The organism is Achromobacter sp. NPDC008082, from assembly GCF_042957345.1.
Taxonomy (GTDB): Bacteria; Pseudomonadota; Gammaproteobacteria; order Burkholderiales; family Burkholderiaceae_B; genus Achromobacter; species Achromobacter kerstersii_A.
Map to the genome: position 1 here is coordinate 343,845 of NZ_JBIBIB010000004.1, position 25,518 is coordinate 369,362.

General features: G+C 64.5%; 1 protein-coding gene. It reads left to right on the top strand.

What is annotated here, in order from left to right; translation table 11 throughout:
• Window positions 1–123 precede the first annotated feature (123 nt).
• Complete coding sequence (locus ACFZAI_RS17780; RefSeq protein WP_391568170.1) at window positions 124–25,506, top strand: Ig-like domain-containing protein; 25,383 nt, start codon at window positions 124–126, stop codon at window positions 25,504–25,506.
• Window positions 25,507–25,518 lie beyond the last annotated feature (12 nt).

The window sequence follows — 25,518 nt, forward strand, 5'->3', positions numbered from 1 at the left end:
CGCCGATGGCGCGTGGCAGGAATGTAAGGCGTTGCCGCCGGCAACGTCAGCTCGGCTTGTAGCAAGAATTCCGGCGCGCGCATCGACGCGCCCCGCTTCAGCGATCTCTGTGAGAGGTGTATTTTGAAAAAATCGTCCGCTTCGCGTTTCGGCAAGAAGACCTCGCAAGCCCTCGGCGCTCGCACGCTGACGTCGCGCCTCTTTCTCCAGGCCCTTGAACCTCGCGTCCTGCTGGACGCCGCCGCCGCCAAGACGGCGCAAGAGGCGGCGCATGCCGTCCCCGATGCGCCGCCCGCAACGGATACCCAGGCGCATGCCGACCTGATCGCCGCGCTGGGTGCGGTGGAGCAGCACAAGGCAGCGCCTGCCGCGCCTGCGGCCGAGCATACCGATGTCTATTTCATTGATCGAACGGTGGAGCAGGCCGATGTGCTGGCCAAGGCGCTGCCCCCGGGCGCCGAGGTGCACTTCATCGAGCCGGGCGTGGACGGCTTGCGCTTCATTGCCGACACGCTTAACGGCCGCCATGACGTGGACGCCATCCATATCCTGAGCCATGGCGAAGAAGGCGCGCTGCAACTGGGTACCGCCACGCTGACGCTGGAATCCATGCAGGGCGAATACCGCGCGGAGCTCGTACAGATCGGGTCCGCCCTGAGCGCCAACGGCGATGTGCTGTTGTATGGCTGCGATTTCGGCAAGGGTGCAGACGGCGCAGCCGCGGTGCAGACCTTGGGCATGATCACCGGGGCCGATGTGGCCGCGTCCACCGACTACACCGGCGCCGTGGCGCTGGGCGGGGACTGGACGCTGGAGCGCCAAAGCGGCGCAATTGAGGCGACCGCCGTCGCGGCCGAAGGGTGGAGCCATCTGCTCGCGCCGCCAGTGCTGGACACGTCCCTGAACCTGACGTACACCGGCACTGAAGATTCCGGCGCGCCGGTTGGCGCGGTGGGCGTCACGATCTCGACGTATACGGCCGGCTTGACCGATACCGACCCCGGCGCGGTCAAAGGGATTGCGCTGACCGCCGCCACGGCCTCGAACGGCTCGTGGTGGTACACGCTGGACGGCGGCGCGAACTGGAACGCGGTGGGCACCGTCAGCACGAGCAGTGCGCTGCTGCTGTCTGACACGCCAAACTCGCGCATCTACTTCCAGCCGAACGCCGACTTCAACGGCAGCGCCGGCAACGCGCTCACGCTGCGCGGCTGGGACCAAAGCGCTGGCACAGTGGGCACCAAAGTAAACCCCACGACGATTTCGGGCGCGGTGTCGACCGCCTCGGACACCGTGGCGGTCACGGTCACGGCAGTCAATGATGCGCCCGTGCTGGTTGCCGGCACCCGCAACCTGTCAACGATCAGTGAAGACTTGAACGCCAGCGTGCCAGCGCCCGCGCCAACGGGCGCGGTCGGCACGTCGGTGAATAACTTCATCGGTTCGATCACCGATGTGGACAGCGGCGCGTTGACGGGCGTCGCCATCGTGGGCGCTGACACCACCAACGGAACCTGGTGGTACTCGGCCAACAATGGCACGAGTTGGACGCAGATGACGGCGGTGTCCGACAGCAACGCGGTGCTGCTGATCAACAGCGGCAACTCGCGCGTGTACTTCCGCCCCACTGCCGATTTCAACGGCACGGCCACGCTCACGATCCGCGCCTGGGACCAGACCAGCGGTACCAATGGCTCCACGGCCAACGCCAGCGTGAACGGCGGCATCACGGCTTTCTCCAGCGCCACGGGCGTGGTCACCATTACCGTGAACGCGGTTGCCGACATCGTGGCGGATACCGCCACCACCGCCGAAGAAACGCCGGTCGTCATCAACGTGCTGGGCAACGATACCTTCGAGAACAGCGGCCGCGTGGTCACCGCCATCAATGGCGCGGCCATCACCGTGGGCGGGCCTGCGGTCAGCGTCAGCAATGGATCGGTGGTCTTGAACGCCGACGGCACCATCACCTTTACCCCTTCGCTGGACTATCCCGGCGCGGCGGCGTCGGCCAACACCGTGTTCACCTATACCGCCACCTCGGGCGGCGTGACGGAGACGGCCAACGTCACCGTCACCGTGACGCAAGTGCAGGATGCGCCACGCATCGATCTGGACGGCACCACCGCGGGCGCGAACTACAGCACCACGTACGACCAGATCACGGTCGGCATCGGCCGCCAGGTGTCCGTGACAGACCCGGAAGGAGATAACCTGGCGTCGATGACGATTACCTTGGCGGGCGCCACGGCGGCCGATAGCCTGTCGCTGGGCGGCACCGTCAACGGCATCACGGCCAGCTACAACAGCGGCACGGGTGTGCTGACGCTGACGGGCAATGCCACGCTGGCGACGTATCAGTTGGCGCTTGGCCAGGTCTACTTCACCACCACGTCCGGCTCAACAGCGGCGCGCACCATCTCGGTCCAGGCCACATCGGCCACTGCGCCCACGGCGTCGAACGTAGCGGTCGCGACCATCACGCCCATCGACACCGACGGCGACGGCGTGGCCAACGTGGCCGATCTGGACGACGACAACGACGGCATTCTGGACAGCGTGGAGTCGCAGGTTACGCCGCCATCGCTGATCGATGGTTCCATGGAAGGCGCGTTGGGGGTGGCTGGCACCGAGAACGACAGCCTGAACTTCACCGTGGCCGGCACTGGCTTTACCTCGGCCCTGAACACGCCCGACACCTGGAAAGGCAGTTTCTCGCTGGCGGGCTCTGGGCAGTGGGCAGGCGCCATGAACGGCGTGCCGGGCGGGGCAGATGGCCAGGTGTTCATGGGCATCTACAGCGGCTTTGTGGAAGAGGCCTCGCAAGTGATCATCCCGGCGTCGGCCGGCATTCAGGTGGGCGACGTCGTGCGCATCTCGTTTCAAGAGATATTTGGCGGCGTCAACGGCATTACCGCCACAGGCATGCAGGCGTACTTTGTCGTCACCGTGGACGGCGTGTCGTATAACGCCGACACGCTCACCTATAACGGCAATAACTTCAAGACGTGGAGCACGGGCGAAATCACGTTCACGGCCACGTCGACCGCGCCGGTGGTCGTGTTCTCGATCGTGCGGCCGGCAGGCGGCGATGGCGCGTACCTGGGCCTGGACGCGGTAAAGGTCTACAAGGTCAGCGCCTTGAATGCCGCAAACGATCACGATGGCGATGGCATCATCGACCGGCTGGATCTGGACAGCGACAACGACGGCATCGCCGACAACATCGAAGCGCAGACCACGGCCGGCTACAAGCCGCCCAGCGGCCAGGGCGTGGCCATGGTCGATGTGGACCATGACGGCCTGGACGACCGTTACGACGCCGACACCACCAGCGCCAACAAAACCACGGCGGCAGCCAGCCTGGGTCTGACGCCTGTGGATACGGATGGCGACGGCATCCGCGATGTCTACGACACCGATAGCGACAACGACGGCACGGCGGATGTTGCCGAGCGCGGCGATAGCCAGCCCACGTCCGTCACCAGCACCACCGATACGGACCAAGACGGCTTGCTCGACATCTTCGAACACGGCACGCCCAATGACGGCTTTGCCGTACAGGATGGCGCCGTCATCACCAGCGGCAGCGGCCTGACCGCCACCGTCACGGGCTTCAACCTGCGCGATAGCGATGGCGACATCCTGGCCAATGGCAGTAACGCCCAGGGACTGAGCGCGGACCTGGATTGGCGTGACAACTTCGTGGGCATCGCCCCGCCGGTGGCCCAAGCGGATTCCATGACCGCTGTGGAGGACACGCCGCTGACGGTATCGGCGGCGGCCGGCCTGCTGGCCAACGACACCTTTAATCGCAACGGCAGCGTCACGGCCGCCAGCTATGACAGCAACGCCGACGGCACGCCCGACACGGCGATCACAGTGGGCGTGGCCACGGCGCTGGTGCGCAATGGCGTCACCACCGGCAGCCTGACGCTGAACGCGGACGGGTCCTATACCTTCACGCCGGCATCCAATTACGATGCTCAGGTGCCCTTGGTGCGCTACACCATCACCACGCCGGGCGGCAGTTCCAGCGCGGACCTGACGCTGTCGATCACGCCGGTCAATGATGCGCCAGTGCTGGCGGACACGACCCTGACCGTGGCGGCGGTCATGCCCACCAACGGCGCGCCGGTTGGTCAGGTAGGCATGCTGGTGTCGGACCTGGTGGGCGGCGTCACGGACGTTGACACCGGCGCGGTCAAGGGCGTGGCGGTCACGGGCATCAGCAGCTCAGGCACGCTGTACTACTCGGTCGATAACGGCGCCAACTGGACCCAGGTCAGCACCTTGACCGAAGCGACCGCGCGGCTGCTGGCGGCAGACGGCGTTACCCGCCTGTACTTCCGGCCCAACGTTGCGGTACTGGGCAATGTCAGCAACGCGCTGACCATCCGCGCCTGGGACCGCACCACCGGCGCCAATGGCGCAACCGCAGACGCCTCGGTCCACGGGGGCGCTACGGCGTTCTCGGATGCAACAGACACCGTGCTGATGCGGGCAAACACCGCCCCGGTACTCAACACAGTACCGGTGCTGACCTATACGGGTAGCGAAGACGATGCCGCGCCGGTGGGCGCGGTGGGGCAACTGGTATCGGCCTATACGGTAGGCGTCGTGGATCTGGACCCGGGTGCGCTCTCGGGCATCGCGTTGACGGCGGCGAACGCCAGCAACGGTATCTGGTGGTATACGCTGGATGGCGGCGCTACGTGGAGCTTGGTGGGCGCCGTCAGCGGCAGCAACGCGCTGCTGTTGTCCGATACCCCGAATTCTCGCATCTACTTCCAGCCTACGACTAACTTCAATGGCAGCGCGGGCAACGCGCTGACGCTGCTCGCGTGGGATCAAAGCTCCGGCACGGCCGGCACCAAAGTGAACCCCGGCTCGTCCACCGCATTCTCCTCCGCTAACGACACCGTGGCGGTCTCGGTCACGGCGGTCAATGATGCGCCCGTGCTGGTTGCCGGCACCCGCAACCTGTCAACGATCAATGAAGACTTGAACGCCAGCGTGCCAGCGCCCGCGCCAACGGGCGCGGTTGGCACGTCGGTGAATAGCTTCATCGGTTCGATCAACGATGTGGACAGCGGCGCGTTGACGGGCGTCGCCATCATGGGCGCTGACACCACCAACGGAACCTGGTGGTACTCGGCCAACAATGGCATGAGTTGGACGCAGATGACGGCGGTGTCCGACAGCAACGCGGTGCTGCTGATCAACAGCGGCAATTCGCGCGTGTACTTCCGCCCCACTGCCGATTTCAACGGCACGGCCACGCTCACGATCCGCGCCTGGGACCAGACCAGCGGTACCAATGGCTCCACGGCCAACGCCAGCGTGAACGGCGGCATCACTGCTTTCTCCAGCGCCACGGGCGTGGTCACCATCACCGTGAACGCGGTTGCCGACATCGTGGCGGATACCGCCACCACCGCCGAAGAAACGCCCGTCGTCATCAACGTGCTGGGCAACGATACCTTCGAGAACAGCGGCCGCGCGGTCACCGCCATCAATGGCACGGCCATCACCGTGGGCGGGCCGGCGGTCAGCGTCAGCAATGGATCGGTGGTCTTGAACGCCGACGGCACCATCACCTTTACCCCCTCGCTGGACTATCCCGGCGCGGCGGCGTCGGCCAACACCGTCTTCACCTATACCGCCACCTCGGGCGGCGTGACGGAGACGGCCAACGTCACTGTCACCGTGACGCAGGTGCAGGATGCGCCACGCATCGATCTGGACGGCACCAGCGCGGGCGCGAACTACAGCACCACGTATGACCAGATCACTGTGCCCATCGGCCGCCAGGTATCCGTCAGCGACCCCGAAGGCAACAATCTGGTCTCCATGACGATCACCCTGTCGAGCGCCACGGCAGCCGACAGCCTGTCGCTGGGCGGCACGGTCAACGGCATCACGGCCAGCTACAACAGCGGCACCGGTGTGCTGACGCTGACGGGCAACGCCACGCTGGCGACGTATCAGACGGCGCTTGGCCAGGTCTACTTCACCACCACGTCGGGTTCAACAGCGGCGCGCACCATTTCAGTCCAGGCCACATCGGCCACTGCACCGACGGCGTCGAACGTGGCGGTCACCACCATCACGTTGATTGATACCGATGGCGATGGCGTGGCCAACGTGGCCGATCTGGACGACGACAACGACGGCATTCTGGACAGCGTGGAGTCGCAGGTTACGCCGCCATCGCTCATCGACGGTTCCATGGAAGGCGCGTTGGGAGTGGCTGGCACCGAGAACGACAGCCTGAACTTCACCGTGGCTGGTACGGGCTTTACCTCGGCCCTGAACACGCCCGACACCTGGAAAGGCAGTTTCTCGCTGGCGGGCTCTGGGCAGTGGGCCGGCGCCATGAACGGCGTGCCGGGCGGGGCAGATGGCCAGGTGTTCATGGGCATCTATAGCGGCTTTGTGGAAGAGGCCTCGCAAGTGATCATCCCGGCGTCGGCCGGCATTCAGGTGGGCGACGTGGTGCGTATCTCTTTTCAAGAGATCTTTGGCGGCGTCAACGGCATTACCGCCACAGGCATGCAGGCGTACTTTGTCGTGACCGTGGACGGCGTCTCGTACAACGCTGACACGCTCACCTATAACGGCAATAACTTCAAGACGTGGAGCACGGGCGAAATCACGTTCACGGCCACGTCGACCGCGCCGGTGGTCGTGTTCTCGATCGTGCGGCCGGCAGGCGGTGATGGCGCGTATCTGGGCCTGGACGCGGTAAAGGTCTACAAGGTCAGCGCCTTGAACGCCGCAAACGATCACGATGGCGATGGCATCATCGACCGGCTGGATCTGGACAGCGACAACGACGGCATCGCCGACAACATCGAAGCGCAGACCACGGCCGGCTACAAGCCGCCCAGCGGCCAGGGCGTGGCCATGGTCGATGTGGACCATGACGGCCTGGACGACCGTTACGACGCTGACACCACCAGCGCCAACAAAACCACGGCGGCGGCCAGCCTGGGCTTGACGCCAGTGGATACGGATGGCGACGGCACCCGCGATGTCTACGATACCGATAGCGACAACGACGGCAAGGCGGATGTCGCTGAACGCGGCGACGGCCAACCCACGTCCGTCACCAGCACTACCGACACGGACCAAGACGGCCTGCTCGATATCTTCGAGCACGGCACGCCCAATGACGGCTTTTACGTTCATGATGGCGGTGTCACCACCAGCGGATCGGGGCTGACGACCACCGTCGTGCAATTCAATCTGGCCGACACCGACCTGGACACGGCCATCAACGGCAGCAACGCCGTACCGCTGACCCGCAACTTTGATTGGCGCGACAACGTCAACGCGCCCGTTATCGACCTGAATTCCACGGTTGGCGCGGTAGATGGAACGATCAACTACAGCACCAGCCAGGTCGGCAACAGCGCCGCGGTCAACGTGGCGGCGGCCACCGCCGACGTCACGGACTTTGGCGACAACGATCTCCAGCAGCTGGCCATTTCGGTCTCGGGCGTGCAGAACGGCGCCAGCGAAGTCGTGACGCTGGGCGGCACAAGCTTCGCGCTGAACGCCACGGCCTCGAACACCGTGACCGTTGACGGCGTGAACCTGCTGATCAATTACACGGTGGCGGGCGGCTTTGTCATCACGCGCAGCGGTGGCGGCGTGATCGCCAACACGGTGTTGGACACGCTGGTGCGGGGCGCGACGTATCGCAATACTTTGTTGTCGGCCACGGCTGGCACGCGTCAGCTGAGCTTTGTGGCGACGGACAGCACGGGGTACGCGTCGGCCGCGGCGGTATCGGCCATTCAGGTCACCCCGGGTAACCGCCCGCCGGTGCCGGCGGACCCGGCAATCGCCGGCCAGACCTTCAATGCCGCCACCGGCAACTATGCCGTCAGCACGCAGGAAGACGTGGCCTTCAGCGGCCAGGTGTTCGCCACCGATGCCGACGGCGACACGCTCAGCTATGCCGTGTCGACACAACCGGGCCACGCCGCGGTCACCATTAACGCCGCGACGGGCGCGTATACCTACACGCCCGCCGCGGACTACAACGGCGCCGATAGTTTCGTGGTGACGATATCGGACGGCCACGGCGGCACGGTGCAGTCCACCGTTAGCGTGACGTTGGCGGCGGTGGCGGACATTGCCAACGACACGATCACGACCAATGAGGACACCCTTGTCAATATTGCGGTGAACGCCAACGACACGTTCGAAGACGCGGCGCACGCCATCACCGCCATCAACGGCCTGGCAGCCAGCGTTGGCGTCCCGGTCTCGGTCACGAATGGATCGGTGACGTTAAAGGCCGATGGCACGCTGGACTTTGCGCCTGCGGCCAATTACAACGGCGCCGCCAGCTTCACGTACACCGTCACATCAGGCGGCGTGACGGAAACGGCGACGGTGACGGTCAATGTCACCGCCGTCAATGACGTGCCGGTGCCGGTCGACCCGGCCGTTCCCGGCCAGGTATTCGACCCGGCCACCGGCAGTTACGCGGTCAGCACCTCGGAAGACACCGCCGTCAGCGGCCGCGTCCTGTTGTCCGATGCGGATGGCGACACCTTGGCCTACACCGTGTCCGCGCAGCCGGCCCATGGCGCGGTAACGATCAACGCGGCAACGGGCGCCTACACCTACACGCCCGCCGCGGATTACAACGGCAGCGACAGCTTTGTCGTGACCGCCAGTGACGGCCACGGCGGCGTCGTGCCGTGCACGGTGAATGTGACGGTGGCGGCGGTGGCCGACATCGCAAGCGACACCGTCACCACGAACGAGGACACCAGCGTCAACATCCCGGTGCTGGCCAACGATTCGTTCGAAGGTTCCTCCGCCACGATTACCGCCATTGACGGCACGGCCGCCGTGGTCGGCTCCCCGATCGCCGTCGTGAATGGATCGGTGACGTTGCTGGCCAACGGCACCTTGGACTTTGCGCCCGCGGCCAACTACAACGGCACGGCCAGCTTCACCTACACGGTGAGCTCGGGCGGCGTGACGGAGACCGCCACGGTGACCGTCAACGTCACTCCGGTCAACGACCCGCCGGTGCTGCTTGACCCGCGCGTGGGCGGACAAGGGTTCGACCCCTTGACGGGCAACTACCAGAACTCGACTCAGGAAGACACGCCTGTCATCGGCCAGATTTCCGCGCTGGATACGGACGGCAACACGCTCACCTATACGCTGAGCTCCGGCCCGGCCCACGGTACGGTGGCGCTTAACGCCACGACGGGCGCCTACACCTACACGCCAACTGCCGACTATTACGGCGGCGACAGCTTTGTCGTGACAGTCTCTGACGGCTTTGGCGGCACTTTGCAGACCACCGTGACGATGACGGTGTCGGCGGTGGTGGACATCGCCAACGATACGATCACGACGAATGAAGACACCCCCGTCAATATCGCGGTCAATGCCAACGACACGTTCGAGAACCCGGGCCACGTCATCACGGCGATTGACGGCAACGCGATTGTGGTGGGAACGCCGGTCGCGGTGACGAACGGTTCGGTCACGTTGAAGGCCGACGGCACCTTGGACTTTGCGCCCGCGGCCAACTACAACGGCACGGCCAGCTTCACGTACACGGTGACGTCGGGCGGCGCGGTTGAAACGGCGACTGTCACGGTGACGATCACGGCGGTGCCGGACGCGTCGATGATGGTGGACCCGGCGGTTCCGGGTCAAACCTTTGATCCTGCCACCGGCAACTACGCCGTCAGCACCACCGAAGACGCAGCCGTCACCGGCCAGGTCTCGGCAGTGGACGGCGATGGCGATCCGCTGGCGTACAGCGTATCGACAACACCGGCTCATGGCACGGTCACGGTCAACGCCACGACGGGCGCGTACACGTACACGCCGACGGCGGATTACTACGGCAGCGACAGCTTCGTCGTGGCGATTGCTGACGGCACGGGCAACGTGAGCTTGTCGACGGTAAGCGTTACGGTCGCGGCGGTGGTGGATATCGCCAACGACTCCATCACGACGAATGAAGATACGACGGTCAATATCGCGGTTAATGCCAACGATACGTTTGAGAACGCAGGGCATGTCATCACGGCCATCGACGGCAACGCGATTGTGGTGGGGACGCCGGTCGCGGTGACGCACGGTTCGGTCACGCTGAAGGCCGACGGCACCTTGGATTTTGCGCCTACGGCCAACTACAACGGCACGGCGAGCTTCACGTATACGGTCACGTCTGGCGGAGCAACCGAGACGGCGACGGTCACGGTCACCGTGACGGCGGTGCCGGATGCTCCGATGACGGTGGACCCGGCGGTTCCCGGTCAAACCTTCGACCCGGCGACGGGTAACTACGCCGTCAGCACCAACGAAGACGCCGCCGTCACCGGCCAAGTCTCGGCGGTGGATGGCGATGGCGACCCGCTGGCGTACAGCGTGTCTACGACACCGGCTCACGGCACGGTGACCGTCAACGCCGCAACCGGCGCGTACACCTACACGCCGACGGCGGATTACTACGGCAGCGACAGCTTCGTTGTTGCGATTGCTGACGGCACGGGCAACGTGAGCTTGTCGACGGTGAGCGTTACCGTCGCGGCGGTCGTAGACATCACCAACGACACGATTACGACCAATGAAGACACGACGGTCAATATCGCGGTCAATGCCAACGACACCTTCGAGAACGCGGGGCACGTCATTACGGCGATTGATGGCAACGCGATTATTGTGGGGACGCCGGTCGCGGTGACGCACGGTTCGGTCACCCTGAAGGCCGATGGCACGTTGGACTTTGCGCCGACAGCCAACTACAACGGCACGGCCAGCTTCACGTATACGGTCACGTCTGGCGGTGCAACCGAGACGGCGACGGTCACGGTCTCCGTGACGGCGGTGCCGGACGCCCCGATGACGGTGGACCCGGCAATCCCCGGTCAAACCTTCGACCCGGCCACCGGCAACTATGCGGTCAGCACCAATGAAGACACGGCCGTCACCGGCCAGGTCTCGGCGGTGGATGGCGACGGTGACCCGCTGGCCTACAGCGTATCGACGACACCGGCTCACGGCACGGTCACGGTCAACGCCGCGACCGGCGCGTACACCTATACGCCGACGGCCGACTACTACGGCAGCGACAGCTTCGTCGTGGCGATTGCTGACGGCACGGGCAACGTGAGCTTGTCGACGGTGAACGTCACGGTGGCCGCGGTGGTGGATATCGCCAACGACACGATCACGACCAATGAAGATACGACGGTCAATATCGCGGTTAATGCCAACGATACGTTTGAGAATGCCGGTCATGTCATCACCGCCATCGACGGCAATGCGATCGTGGTGGGGACCCCGGTTGCGGTGACGCACGGTTCGGTCACGTTGAAGGCCGACGGCACGTTGGACTTCGCGCCCACGGCCAACTACAACGGCACGGCGAGCTTCACCTATACGGTCACGTCTGGCGGAGCAACCGAGACGGCGACGGTCACGGTCAGTGTGACGGCGGTGCCGGATGCTCCGATGACGGTGGACCCAGCGGTTCCAGGTCAAACCTTCGACCCGGCGACGGGTAACTACGCCGTCAGCACCAACGAAGACGCCGCCGTCACTGGCCAGGTTTCGGCGGTGGATGGCGATGGCGACCCGCTGGCCTACAGCGTGTCGACCACCCCAGCTCACGGCACGGTCACGGTCAACGCCACGACAGGCGCGTACACCTACACGCCGACAGCCGACTACTACGGGGCAGACAGCTTCGTGATCAGCATCAACGACGGCACGGGCAACGTCACCATGTCGACGGTGAGTGTGACGGTGTCGGCAGTGGTGGATATTGCCAACGACACGGTTACGACCAATGAAGACACGGCCGTCAACATCGCGGTCAATAGCAACGATACCTTCGAGAATCCGGGCCACGTCATCACGGCGATTGACGGCAATGCGATTGTGGTGGGAACACCGGTCGCGGTGACGAATGGGTCGGTCAGTTTGAAAGCCGATGGCACGCTGGATTTCACGCCGGCCGCGAACTACAACGGCACCGCCAGCTTCACGTACACGGTGATGTCGGGCGGCGCTACGGAAACGGCGACTGTCACGGTGACAATCACCGCCGTGCCGGATGCGCCGATGACGGTGGACCCGGCAGTTCCCGGTCAAACCTTTGATCCTGCCACCGGTAACTACGCCGTCAGCACCAACGAGGACATGGCAGTCACTGGCCAGGTCTCGGCGGTGGATGGTGACGGCGACCCGCTCGCCTACAGCGTGTCGACAACACCCGCGCATGGCACGGTCACGGTCAACGCCACGACCGGCACTTACACGTACACCCCCACGGCGGACTACTACGGCGCCGACAGCTTCGTTGTTGCGATCTCTGACGGCACGGGTAACGTGAGCTTGTCGACGGTACGCCTTACGGTCGCGGCGGTGGTGGATATCGCCAACGATTCCATCACGACCAATGAAGACACCACTGTCAACATCGCGGTCAATAGCAATGACACCTTCGAGAACGCGGGCCACGTCATTACCGCCATCGACGGCAACGCCGTCGTTGTAGGCACGCCGATTCTGGTCACCCATGGTTCGGTGACGCTGAAGGCTGACGGCACCCTGGACTTCGCGCCCACCGCCAATTACAACGGCACGGCGAGCTTCACGTATACGGTGAGCTCGGGTGGCGTGGATGAGACCGCATCCGTCACGGTCACCGTGACAGCGGTGCCGGACGCGCCGATGACGGTGGACCCGGCGGTTCCGGGTCAAACCTTCGATCCGGCGACTGGCAACTACGCCGTCAGCACTAATGAAGACACCGCCGTCACCGGCCAGGTGTCGGCGGTGGATGGCGATGGCGATCCGCTGGCCTACAGCGTGTCAACGATCCCCACACACGGCACCGTCACCGTCAACGCCACGACCGGTGCGTACACCTACACGCCGACCGCCGACTACTACGGCGCCGACAGCTTCGTCGTTGCGATTGCTGATGGAACCGGCAATGTAAGTCTGTCGACGGTAAGCGTGACCGTGGCGGCCGTGGTGGATATTGCCAACGACGCCATCACGACCAATGAGGACACGACGGTCAATATCGCGGTCAATGCGAACGACAGCTTCGAGAACCCGGGCCACGTCATTACGGCCATCGACGGCAACGCGATTGTTGTCGGGACGCCTGTCGCGGTGACGAATGGTTCCGTCACGCTGAAGGCGGACGGCACGCTGGACTTTGCGCCCACGGCCAACTACAACGGCGCGGCCAGCTTCACGTACACGGTAACGTCGGGCGGCGTGAATGAAACGGCGACTGTCACGGTCACTGTGACTGCGGTGCCAGATGCGCCGATGACCGTGGACCCCGCGGTTCCGGGTCAAACCTTCGACCCGGCCACCGGCAACTATGCGGTCAGCACCAATGAAGACACGGCGGTAATGGGCCAGGTCTCGGCAGTGGACGGTGACGGCGACCCGCTGGCCTACAGCGTGTCAACGGCACCCGCGCACGGCACGGTGACGGTCAACGCCACCACGGGCGCTTATACGTACACGCCGACCGCCGACTACTACGGCAGCGACAGCTTCGTGATCAGCATTAACGACGGCACGGGCAACGTAAGCCTGTCGACAGTCAGTGTCACGGTGGCGACAGTGGTAGATATCGCCAACGACACGGTCACGACCAATGAAGACACGACGGTCAACATTGCGGTCAATGCCAACGATACCTTCGAGAACGCCGGCCACGTCATTGCGGCCATCGATGGCAACGCCGTCGTGGTGGGTACGCCGGTTGCGGTGACGAACGGTTCAGTCACATTGAAGGCCGACGGCACCTTGGACTTTTCGCCGGCTGCCAATTACAACGGCACGGCCAGTTTCACGTACACGGTCAAATCGGGGGGCGTCACCGAGACGGCAACCGTCACGGTGACGGTCACCGCTGTGCCGGATGCGCCGATGACGGTTGACCCGGCGGTTCCGGGTCAAACCTTCGACCCGGCCACGGGCAACTACGCCGTCAGCACCAATGAAGATTCGGCGGTGACGGGCCAGGTCTCGGCAGTAGATGGTGACGGCGACCCGCTGGCTTATAGCGTATCGACGGCACCGGCACACGGCACGGTGACGGTCAACGCCTCGACGGGCGCGTACACCTACACCCCGACGGCTGACTACTACGGCGCCGACAGCTTCGTCGTTGCGATCTCCGACGGCACGGGCAATGTGAGCTTGTCGACGGTGAGTGTGACGGTGGCGGCAGTCGTCGACATCACCAACGACACGATTACGACCAATGAAGACACGGCGGTCAATATTGCCGTCAATGCCAACGACACCTTCGAGAACGCGGGCCACGTCATCACGGCTATCGACGGCAACGCAGTCGTCGTGGGCACGCCGATTCTGGTGACCAATGGTTCGGTGACGCTGAAGGCGGACGGAACCTTGGACTTCGCGCCCACGGCCAACTACAACGGCACGGCGAGCTTCACGTATACCGTGACGTCGGGCGGCGTGAATGAAACGGCGTCCGTGACGGTAACGGTAACTGCGGTGCCGGATGCGCCGATGACGGTAGACCCCGCTGTCCCGGGTCAAACCTTCGATCCCGCCACCGGCAACTACGCGGTCAGCACCAATGAAGACACGGCAGTCAACGGCCAGGTCTCGGCAGTGGACGGTGACGGCGACCCGCTGGCCTACAGCGTGTCAACGGCACCCGCGCACGGCACGGTGACGGTCAACGCCACCACGGGCGCTTATACGTACACGCCGACCGCCGACTACTACGGCAGCGACAGCTTCGTGATCAGCATTAACGACGGCACGGGCAACGTGAGCCTGTCGACGGTCAGTGTGACGGTGGCGGCAGTGGTAGATATCGCCAACGACACGGTCACGACCAATGAAGACACGACGGTCAATATCGCGGTCAATGCCAACGATACCTTCGAGAACGCAGGACACACCATCACGGCCGTCGACGGCAACGCCATCGTGGTGGGTACGCCCGTTGCGGTGACGAACGGTTCGGTCACGCTGAAGGCGGACGGAACCTTGGACTTCGCGCCAGCCGCCAACTTCAATGGCACGGCGAGCTTCACGTACACCGTGACGTCGGGCGGCGTGGATGAAACCGCAACCGTCACGGTGACCGTCACCGCAGTGCCCGACGCACCGATGACGGTAGACCCCGCCGTTCCGGGTCAAACCTTCGACCCGGCGACAGGCAACTACGCCGTCAGCACCAATGAAGATTCGGCGGTGACTGGCCAAGTCTCGGCGGTAGACGGTGATGGAGACCCGCTGGCTTACAGCGTGTCGACGACACCTGCTCACGGCACGGTCACCGTCAACGCCGCAACCGGCGCGTACACGTACACGCCAACGGCCGACTATTACGGCGCCGACAGCTTCGTCATCAGCATCAACGATGGCGCTGGCAACGTGACCATGTCGACGGTGAGCGTGACGGTGGCGGCAGTCGTAGACATCGCCAACGACACGATCACGACCAATGAAGACACGACGGTCAATATCGCGGTCAATGGTAATGACACCTTCGAGAACGCGGGTCATGTCATCACGGCCATCGACGGCAACGCCATCGTCGTGGGGACGCCGGTTGCGGTGACGAACGGCTCTGTCACCCTGAAGGCAGACGGCACCCTGGACTTCGCGCCGGCGGCCAACTTCAACGGCACTGCCAGCTTCACGTACACCGTCACTTCAGGCGGGGCGACAGAGACGGCGACCGTCACGGTCAGCGTTACCGCAGTGCCGGACGCACCGATGATGGTGGACCCCGCCGTTCCAGGTCAGACCTTCGATCCGGCGACAGGCAACTACGCCGTCAGCACCAATGAAGATTCGGCGGTGACTGGCCAGGTCTCGGCGGTGGACGGTGATGGAGACCCGCTGGCCTACAGCGTGTCGACAACCCCTGCTCACGGCACGGTGACGGTTAACGCCACGACGGGCGCGTACACCTACACGCCAACGGCGGACTATTACGGCGCGGACAGCTTCGTCATCAGCATCAGCGACGGAACGGGCAACGTGACCTTGTCAACGGTGAACGTCACGGTGGCGGCAGTCGTCGACATCGCCAACGACACGATCACGACGAACGAAGACACGACGGTCAATATCGCCGTCAACACCAACGACACTTTCGAGAACGCCGGCCATACCATCACCTCGATTGACGGCAACGCCATCGTGGTGGGGACACCGGTTGCGGTGACGAATGGTTCGGTCACGCTGAAGGCAGACGGCACCTTGGACTTTGCGCCGAACGCCAACTACAACGGCACGGCGAGCTTCACATATACCGTGACGTCGGGCGGCGTGGATGAGACCGCAACCGTAACGGTGACGGTGACGGCGGTGCCGGATGCGCCCATGACGGTGGACCCGGCCGTTCCGGGTCAAACCTTCGACCCCGCCACCGGCAATTACGCGGTGAGCACCAATGAGGACACGGCCGTTACCGGCCAGGTCTCGGCGGTGGACGGCGATGGCGACCCGCTGGCCTACAGCGTGTCGTCGACGCCGTCGCATGGCACGGTGTCGGTCAACGCCGCGACGGGCGCGTACACGTACACGCCGGTGGCGGATTACTACGGCGCGGACACCTTCGTCGTTGCGATTTCCGATGGAACCGGCAATGTGAGTTTGTCGACGGTGAACGTGACGGTGGCGGCGGTGGTGGATATCGCCAACGACGCGATCACGACCAGCGAGGACACCCCGGTCAATATCGCGGTCAACGCCAACGACACCTTCGAGAGCGCGGGCCACGTCATTACGGCGATAGACGGCAACGCAATCGTGGTGGGCACGCCCGTCGCGGTGACGAATGGTTCGGTGACGGTGAAGGCCGATGGCACGTTGGACTTTGCTCCAGCCGCCAACTACAACGGCACGGCGAGCTTCACGTACACCGTGACCTCGGGCGGGGCAACCGAGACAGCAACGGTCACGGTCAGCGTGACCGCAGTGCCGGATGCGCCGACGACAGTAGACCCAGCCGTCCCGGGTCAAACCTTCGACCCGGCCACCGGCAACTATGCCATCAGCACCAATGAAGACACGGCGGTAATGGGCCAGGTCTCGGCAGTGGACGGTGATGGCGACCCGCTGGCCTACAGCGTATCGACGACCCCGGCTCACGGCACGGTCACGGTCAACGCCGCGACAGGCGCGTACACCTACACGCCGACGGCGGACTACTACGGCAGCGACAGCTTCGTCATCAGCATCAGCGACGGCACGGGCAATGTGAGCTTGTCGACGGTGAACGTGACGGTGGCGGCAGTCGTAGATATCGCCAACGACACGATCACGACCAATGAGGACACGACGGTCAATATTGCGGTCAACAGCAACGACACCTTCGAGAACGCAGGCCACGTCATCACGGCCATCGATGGCAACGCCGTCGTCGTCGGGACACCGGTTGCGGTGACGAACGGTTCCGTGACGCTTAAGGCCGATGGCACGTTGGACTTCACACCCACCGCCAACTACAACGGCACGGCGAGCTTCACATATACCGTGACGTCGGGCGGCGTGGATGAGACCGCAACCGTAACGGTGACGGTGACAGCGGTGCCGGATGCGCCGATGACGACGGACCCAGCCGTCCCCGGTCAAACCTTCGACCCAGCCACGGGCAGCTACGCCGTCAGCACCAACGAAGACACAGCAGTCAATGGCCAGGTCTCGGCAGTGGATGGCGATGGGGACCCGCTGGCGTACAGCGTGTCGACCACCCCAGCTCACGGCACGGTCACGGTCAACGCCACGACCGGCGCATATACCTACACGCCGACGGCCGACTACTACGGCACAGACAGTTTCGTTATCAGCATTAACGACGGCACGGGCAACGTGACCCTGTCGACGGTGAACGTGACGGTGGCGGCAGTCGTCGACATCGCCAACGACACGATTACGACCAATGAAGACACGACGGTCAACATCGCCGTCAACGCCAACGACACGTTCGAAAACGCAGGACACACCATCACGGCCATCGACGGCAACGCCATCGTGGTGGGGACACCGGTTGCAGTGATGAATGGTTCCGTCACGCTGAAGGCAGACGGCACGCTGGACTTCGCGCCGAACGCCAACTACAACGGCACCACCAGCTTCACGTACACGGTGACCTCGGGCGGAGCAACCGAGACGGCAACCGTCACGGTGACGGTCACCGCCGTGCCGGATGCGCCCATGACGGTGGACCCCGCCGTTCCGGGTCAAACCTTCGACCCGGCGACAGGCAACTACGCGGTCAGCACCAATGAAGACACGGCGTTCAGTGGCCAGGTCTTGGCGGTGGATGGCGACGGCGACCCGCTGGCGTACAGCGTATCGGCAATGCCTTCGCATGGCACGTTGAGCGTCAATGCCGCCACGGGGGCCTACACGTACACGCCGATTGGTGATTACTACGGCGCGGACAGCTTTGTCATTCGCATCAGCGACGGTACGGGCAACGTGACCTTGTCGACGGTGAACGTGACGGTGGCGGCGGTGGTGGATATCGCCAACGACACGATTACGACCAATGAGGACACGACGGTCAACATCGCCGTCAACGCCAACGACACCTTCGAAAGCGCCGGCCACACCATTACCGCCGTCGACGGCAATGCCATCGTTGTCGGGACGCCGGTTGCGGTGACGAATGGGTCTGTCACCTTGAAGGCCGATGGCACGTTGGACTTTGCCCCGGCCGCCAACTTCAACGGCATCGCGAGCTTCACGTACACGGTGACCTCTGGCGGCGCGCAGGAAACGGCCACCGTCACGGTGACAGTGACGCCGGTGCCGGATGCGCCGATGACGGTGGACCCGGCCATCCCCGGTCAAACCTTCGATCCGGCCACGGGCAACTACGCGGTGAACACCAATGAGGACGCGGCCTTCAATGGCCAGGTCTCGGCGCTTGACGGTGATGGCGACCCGCTGGCCTACAGCGTGTCGACAACACCCGCGCACGGCACGGTGACGGTCAACGCCGCGACAGGTGCGTACACGTACACGCCGGCCGCTGACTACCACGGCGCCGACAGCTTCGCCATCAGCATCAGCGACGGCACGGGCAATGTGAGCGTGTCAACGGTGAGCGTGACGGTGGCGGCGGTGGCGGATATTGCCAACGACTCGATCACGACGAATGAAGACACAACGGTCAATATCTTCGTCAACGGCAACGACACCTTCGAGAATGCCGGCCAGACCATCACCGCGATTGACGGCAACGCCATCGTGGTGGGTACACCGGTTGCGGTGACGAATGGTTCGGTCACGTTGAAAGCCGACGGCTCGTTGGACTTCACGCCGGCCGCCAACTACAACGGCACGGCGAGCTTCACCTACACGGTGAGCTCTGGCGGCGTTACGGAGACTGCCACCGTCACGGTGACGGTGACAGCGGTGCCGGATGCGCCGATGACGGTAGACCCGGCCATCCCCGGTCAAACCTTCGACCCGGCCACCGGCAACTACGCCGTCAGCACCAACGAAGACACGGCAGTTGCTGGCCAGGTCTCGGCGGTGGATGGCGATGGCGATCCGCTGGCCTACAGCGTGTCGTCGACGCCGTCACATGGCACCGTGTCGGTCAACGCCACGACGGGCGCGTACACGTACACGCCGGTGGCGGATTACTACGGCGCCGACACCTTCGTTATTGCGATCTCGGATGGCACGGGCAATGTGAGCTTGTCGACGGTGAGCGTGACAGTCGCGGCAGTGGTAGATATCGCCAACGACACGATCACGACCAATGAAGACACGCCAGTCAATATCGCCGTCAACGCCAACGACACCTTCGAGAGCGCGGGCCACACCATTACGGCCATCGACGGCAATGCGATTGTGGTGGGCACGCCGGTTGCGGTGACCAACGGTTCGGTCACGCTGAAGGCAGACGGCACGCTGGACTTCGCGCCAGCCGCCAACTACAACGGCACGGCCAGCTTCACGTACACGGTGACGTCGGGCGGGGCAACCGAGACGGCAACCGTCACCATCACCGTGACGGCGGTAGCCGATGCGCCGATGACGGCGGACCCGGCAATCCCCGGTCAAACCTTCGATCCGGCAACGGGCAATTACGCCGTCAGCACGAACGAAGACACGGCTTTCACCGGCCGGGTTCTGGCGGTGGATGGCGATGGCGACCCGCTGGCCTACAGCGTGTCAACGACGCCGGCTCATGGCACAGTCACCGTCAACGCTGCAACGGGCGCGTACACGTACACGCCAACCGCGGACTACTACGGTGCGGACAGCTTCGTCGTCAGCATCAGCGATGGCACGGGCAACGTGAGCTTGTCGACGGTGAGCGTGACGGTGGCGGCGGTGGTGGATATTGCCAACGACGCGATCACGACCAATGAAGACACGACGGTCAATATTGCGGTGAACGGCAACGACACCTTCGAGAACGCGGGACATGTCATCACGGCCATCGACGGCAACGCGATTGTGGTGGGTACGCCCGTTGCCGTAACGAACGGTTCGGTCACGTTGAAGGCCGACGGCACGTTGGACTTTGCCCCGGCCGCCAACTACAACGGCACGGCCAGCTTCACTTACACGGTGACCTCGGGCGGCGTGGATGAGACAGCCACCGTCACGGTGACGGTCACGGCGGTAGCGGATACGCCGATGACGGTCGACCCCGCGGTCCCGGGTCAAACCTTCGACCCGGCCACCGGTAACTACGCGGTCAGCACCAACGAAGACACGGCTGTTACTGGCCAAGTCTCCGCAGTGGATGGCGATGGCGACCCGCTGGCTTACAGCGTGTCAACGGCCCCGGCTCACGGCACGGTCACCGTCAACGCCACAACCGGCGCTTACACCTACACGCCAACCGCCGACTACTATGGCGCCGACAGCTTCGTCATCAGCATCAGCGATGGCACGGGCAATGTGAGTCTGTCGACGGTGAATGTCACGGTGGCGGCGGTGGTGGATATCGCCAACGACACGATCACGACCAATGAGGACACGACGGTCAATATCGCGGTCAACGGCAACGACACCTTCGAAAACCCGGGCCACACCATTACGGCCATCGACGGCAACGCGATTGTTGTCGGAACTCCCGTTGCGGTGACGAACGGCTCCGTCACGCTGAAGGCCGATGGCACCTTGGACTTTGCTCCCACGGCTAACTTCAACGGCACGGCCAGCTTCACGTACACGGTGACGTCAGGCGGGGCAAGCGAGACGGCAACCGTTACGGTCACCGTCACCGCGGTGGCGGATGCGCCGATGACGGTGGACCCCGCGGTCCCGGGTCAGACGTTTGACCCCGCCACCGGTAACTACGCGGTGAGCACCAATGAAGACACGGCCGTTACGGGCCAGGTCTCGGCGGTGGATGGTGACGGCGACCCGCTGGCCTACAGCGTATCGACGACGCCGGCTCACGGCAAAGTCACGGTCAACGCCACAACCGGCGCTTACACCTACACGCCGACGGCCGACTACTACGGCGCCGACAGCTTCGTCATCAGCATCAGCGATGGAACGGGCAGTGTGACCATGTCGACGGTGAACGTCACGGTGGCGGCGGTGGCGGATATTGCCAACGACACGATCACGACCAATGAAGACACAACGGTCAATATCGCCGTCAACGGCAACGACACCTTCGAGAATGCCGGCCACGTCATCACGGCCATCGACGGCAACGCGATTGTGGTGGGGACGCCGGTTGCCGTGACGAACGGTTCGGTCACGTTGAAGGCCGATGGCACGTTGGACTTTGCCCCGGCTGCAAACTACAACGGCACGGCCAGCTTCACGTACACGGTGACCTCGGGCGGCGTGGATGAGACAGCCACCGTCACGGTGACGGTCACGGCGGTAGCGGATACGCCGATGACCGTGGACCCCGCAGTTCCGGGTCAAACCTTCGACCCGGCCACGGGCAACTACGCGGTCAGCACCAACGAAGACACGGCTGTTACCGGCCAAGTCTCGGCGGTGGATGGCGATGGCGACCCGCTGGCTTACAGCGTGTCAACGGCCCCGGCTCACGGCACGGTCACGGTCAACGCCGCAACCGGCGCGTACACCTACACGCCAACCGCGGACTACTACGGCGCCGACAGCTTCGTCATCAGCATCAGCGATGGCACGGGCAATGTGAGCCTGTCGACGGTGAGCGTCACGGTGGCGGCGGTGGTGGATATCGCCAACGACACGATCACGACCAATGAGGATACGACGGTCAACATCGCGGTCAACGGCAACGACACGTTCGAGAACGCCGGCCATGTCATCACCGCCATCGACGGCAACGCCATCGTTGTCGGCACGCCGGTCGCGGTGACGAACGGTTCGGTCACGTTGAAGGCCGACGGCACCCTGGACTTCGCGCCCGCCGCCAATTACAACGGCACGGCCAGCTTCACGTACACGGTGAGCTCGGGCGGCGTGGATGAGACGGCCACCGTCACGGTGACGGTCACGGCGGTAGCGGATACGCCGATGACGGTGGACCCGGCCATCCCCGGTCAAACGTTCGACCCGGCCACCGGTAACTACGCCGTCAGCACCAACGAAGACACGGCAGTCACCGGCCAGGTCTTGGCAATGGACGGCGACGGCGACCCGCTGGCCTACAGCGTAGCGTCGACGCCGTCGCATGGCACGGTGTCGGTCAACGCGGCAACCGGCGCGTACACCTACACGCCGGTTGGCGACTACTACGGCAGCGACAGTTTCGTCGTCAGCATCAGCGACGGCACGGGCAATGTGAGCTTGTCGACCGTGAATGTCACCGTCGCGGCGGTGGCGGATATTGCCAACGACGCGATCACGACCAATGAGGACACCCCGGTCAACATCGCAGTCAATGCCAACGACTCCTTCGAGAGCGGCGGTCACGTTATTACCGCCATCGACGGCAATGCCATCGTTGTCGGCACGCCGGTCGCGGTGACGAATGGTTCGGTCACGCTGAAGGCCGACGGCACCCTGGACTTCGCGCCCGCCGCCAACTACAACGGCACGGCGTCGTTCACGTATACCGTGACGTCGGGCGGGGCGACCGAAACCGCCACCGTCTCGGTCACGGTGACGGGGACGCCCGATGCGCCGATGACGGTGGACCCGGCAGTGTCAGGGCAAACCTTCGATCCGGCGACGGGCAACTACACGGTCAGCACGAACGAAGACACGGCCTTCAATGGCCGGGTGCTGGCCGTGGATGGCGACGGCGATCCGCTGGCGTACAGCGTCAGCACCGCGCCGGCGCATGGCACGTTGACGGTCAACGCTTCGACGGGGGCATACACCTACACGCCCACGGCCGACTACAACGGCGCCGACAGCTTCGTCATCAGCATCAGCGATGGCACGGGCAGCGTGACCATGTCGACGGTGAGCGTGACGGTGGCGGCGGTGGCCGACATCGCCAACGACAGCGTCACCACGCTGGAGGACACGACGGTCACTATTGCCGTCAACGGCAATGACACCTTCGAGAACGCCGGCCATACCGTCACGGCCATCAACGGCAACGCCCTGACGGTGGGCACGCCGGTTGCGGTTGCCAACGGCTCGGTAATCTTGCAGGCCAACGGCACCCTGGACTTCACGCCGTCCTCAAACTTCAACGGAACCACAAGCTTTACCTACACCGTGACCTCGGGCGGCGTGACCGAGACAGCGACGGCGACGATCAACGTCACGGCAGTCAACGACATTCCTGTCTTGCTGGACAACCGTGTCGGGGGGCAGGTCTTTGACCCGGCGACGGGCGAGTTCAACGTCGTGACATCGGAAGACACGCCGGTCTCGGGCAGAACGGGGGCGCTGGATACCGACGGCGAGCCGTTGCAGTACGCGGTAAGCACCTTGCCCGCGCACGGCGTGGTGACGATGAATGCCGCGACGGGGGCCTACGTCTACACGCCCACGGGCGACTATCACGGCAGTGACCGTTTTGTGGTGACGATTGCCGATGGCAGCGGAGGCTCGGTGCAGGCGGTGGTGAACGTGACCGTGACGGCGGTGGCGGATATCGCCAACGACACGGTGACGACCGCCGAGGACACGGCCGTCACTATCGCGGTGGCCGCCAACGACTCGTTCGAAAACGGCGGGCATGTCATCACGGCCATAGACGGATCGTCCGTGTCGGTGGGAACGCCCGTGGCGGTTGCGAACGGCTTGGTGACGTTGCGGGCGGATGGCAGCTTGGACTTCGCGCCGGCGGCCAACTACAACGGCACGACGAGCTTCACCTACACCGTATCGTCTGGCGGCGTCAGCGAGACGGCGACGGTGACGGTGAACGTGACGGCGGTGAACGATAGTCCGGTGGTGCCGGGAGGCTCGGTGGACTTGCCGCTGGGCGCTGGCGCGGTGGATGTGCCGGCTGACCGGGGTTTGCTGGCCGGCGCGTCGGACGCCGAGGGCGACCCCTTGCGGGTGATTGCGATCAGCGTGGATGGGGTGCCGGGAAGCACGCCCGCCGGTACGCCGATCGTGATTCCGGGCCGTGGCACGTTGTTGGTGAACGCCGACGGCAGCTATGTCTTCACCCCGTCTGGCGGCTTCATCGGCGATCTCGTGGTGCATTACACGGTGGGCGATGGCAACGGCGGCGTGACGGAAGCGACGATCCGGCTGCACAACACGACGCCGTTGTTCTTGGAGCCGGACGCGTTCCGCTTCGTTCCGGCGCCGGGGTCCAACGCTTTCGGATCGGGGGGCAACGCAGGGCTGGCAGGCGGCGAGGCGCAATCGGTGCTGATCCAAGCCGTGAACGGCCTGGGTTCACTGAACGGCACGCCGGACTTGCTGGCTGCCGGCGGGGGGGCCGTGTTGCGGGCGGTCAACGGCGTCAACAGCCTGGATGCCGTGGGTACGGTCGGCGGGCTTGGCGCGGTGCTGCAAGGCGTCAACGAAATCGCGCCGCTCAATGGCCACAACGATATGGGTGCGCGGGGCGGCTTGCATCAACTGCTGGGGTCGGCGCTGGGAGGCTGGCAGGGAGACGGTCACTCGGTGTTGTCGACCTTGCCGCTGGGCGGGGGCTTGCACCTGGATCTGGTGGGGCATGGCGATCAGTTGTTCGTCATCATCAACGCGGGCGACGCCACCGCGGGCATGCGCATCACGCTTGCCAACGGTGCGGCATTGCCGGCGTGGGTGCAGGCGGATGGACGCGGTGTGCTGGTGATCAATCGCCCGGCCGGCATGGAAGCGCTGAGCCTGCGGCTGACCCCAAGGTCGGGGCCGGATGCAGGCGTTGGCCGGGTGATCACGATCGACTTCCTGTCTGGCACGATGCGTGAGCAACGCGCCCCGGCAGGCGCCGCGCTACGGCCCGAAACCACGCCCGAAGCCAAGTCCGGGGCCGCCGCAGCGGGCCGCCTGGCGGGGGCGCCGTTCGCGGCGCAGCTGGCGCAGGCCGCGCACCAGCATGATGGGGAGGACGTCGCCTTGATGGATCTGCTGAACTGACGGGCGTGACAG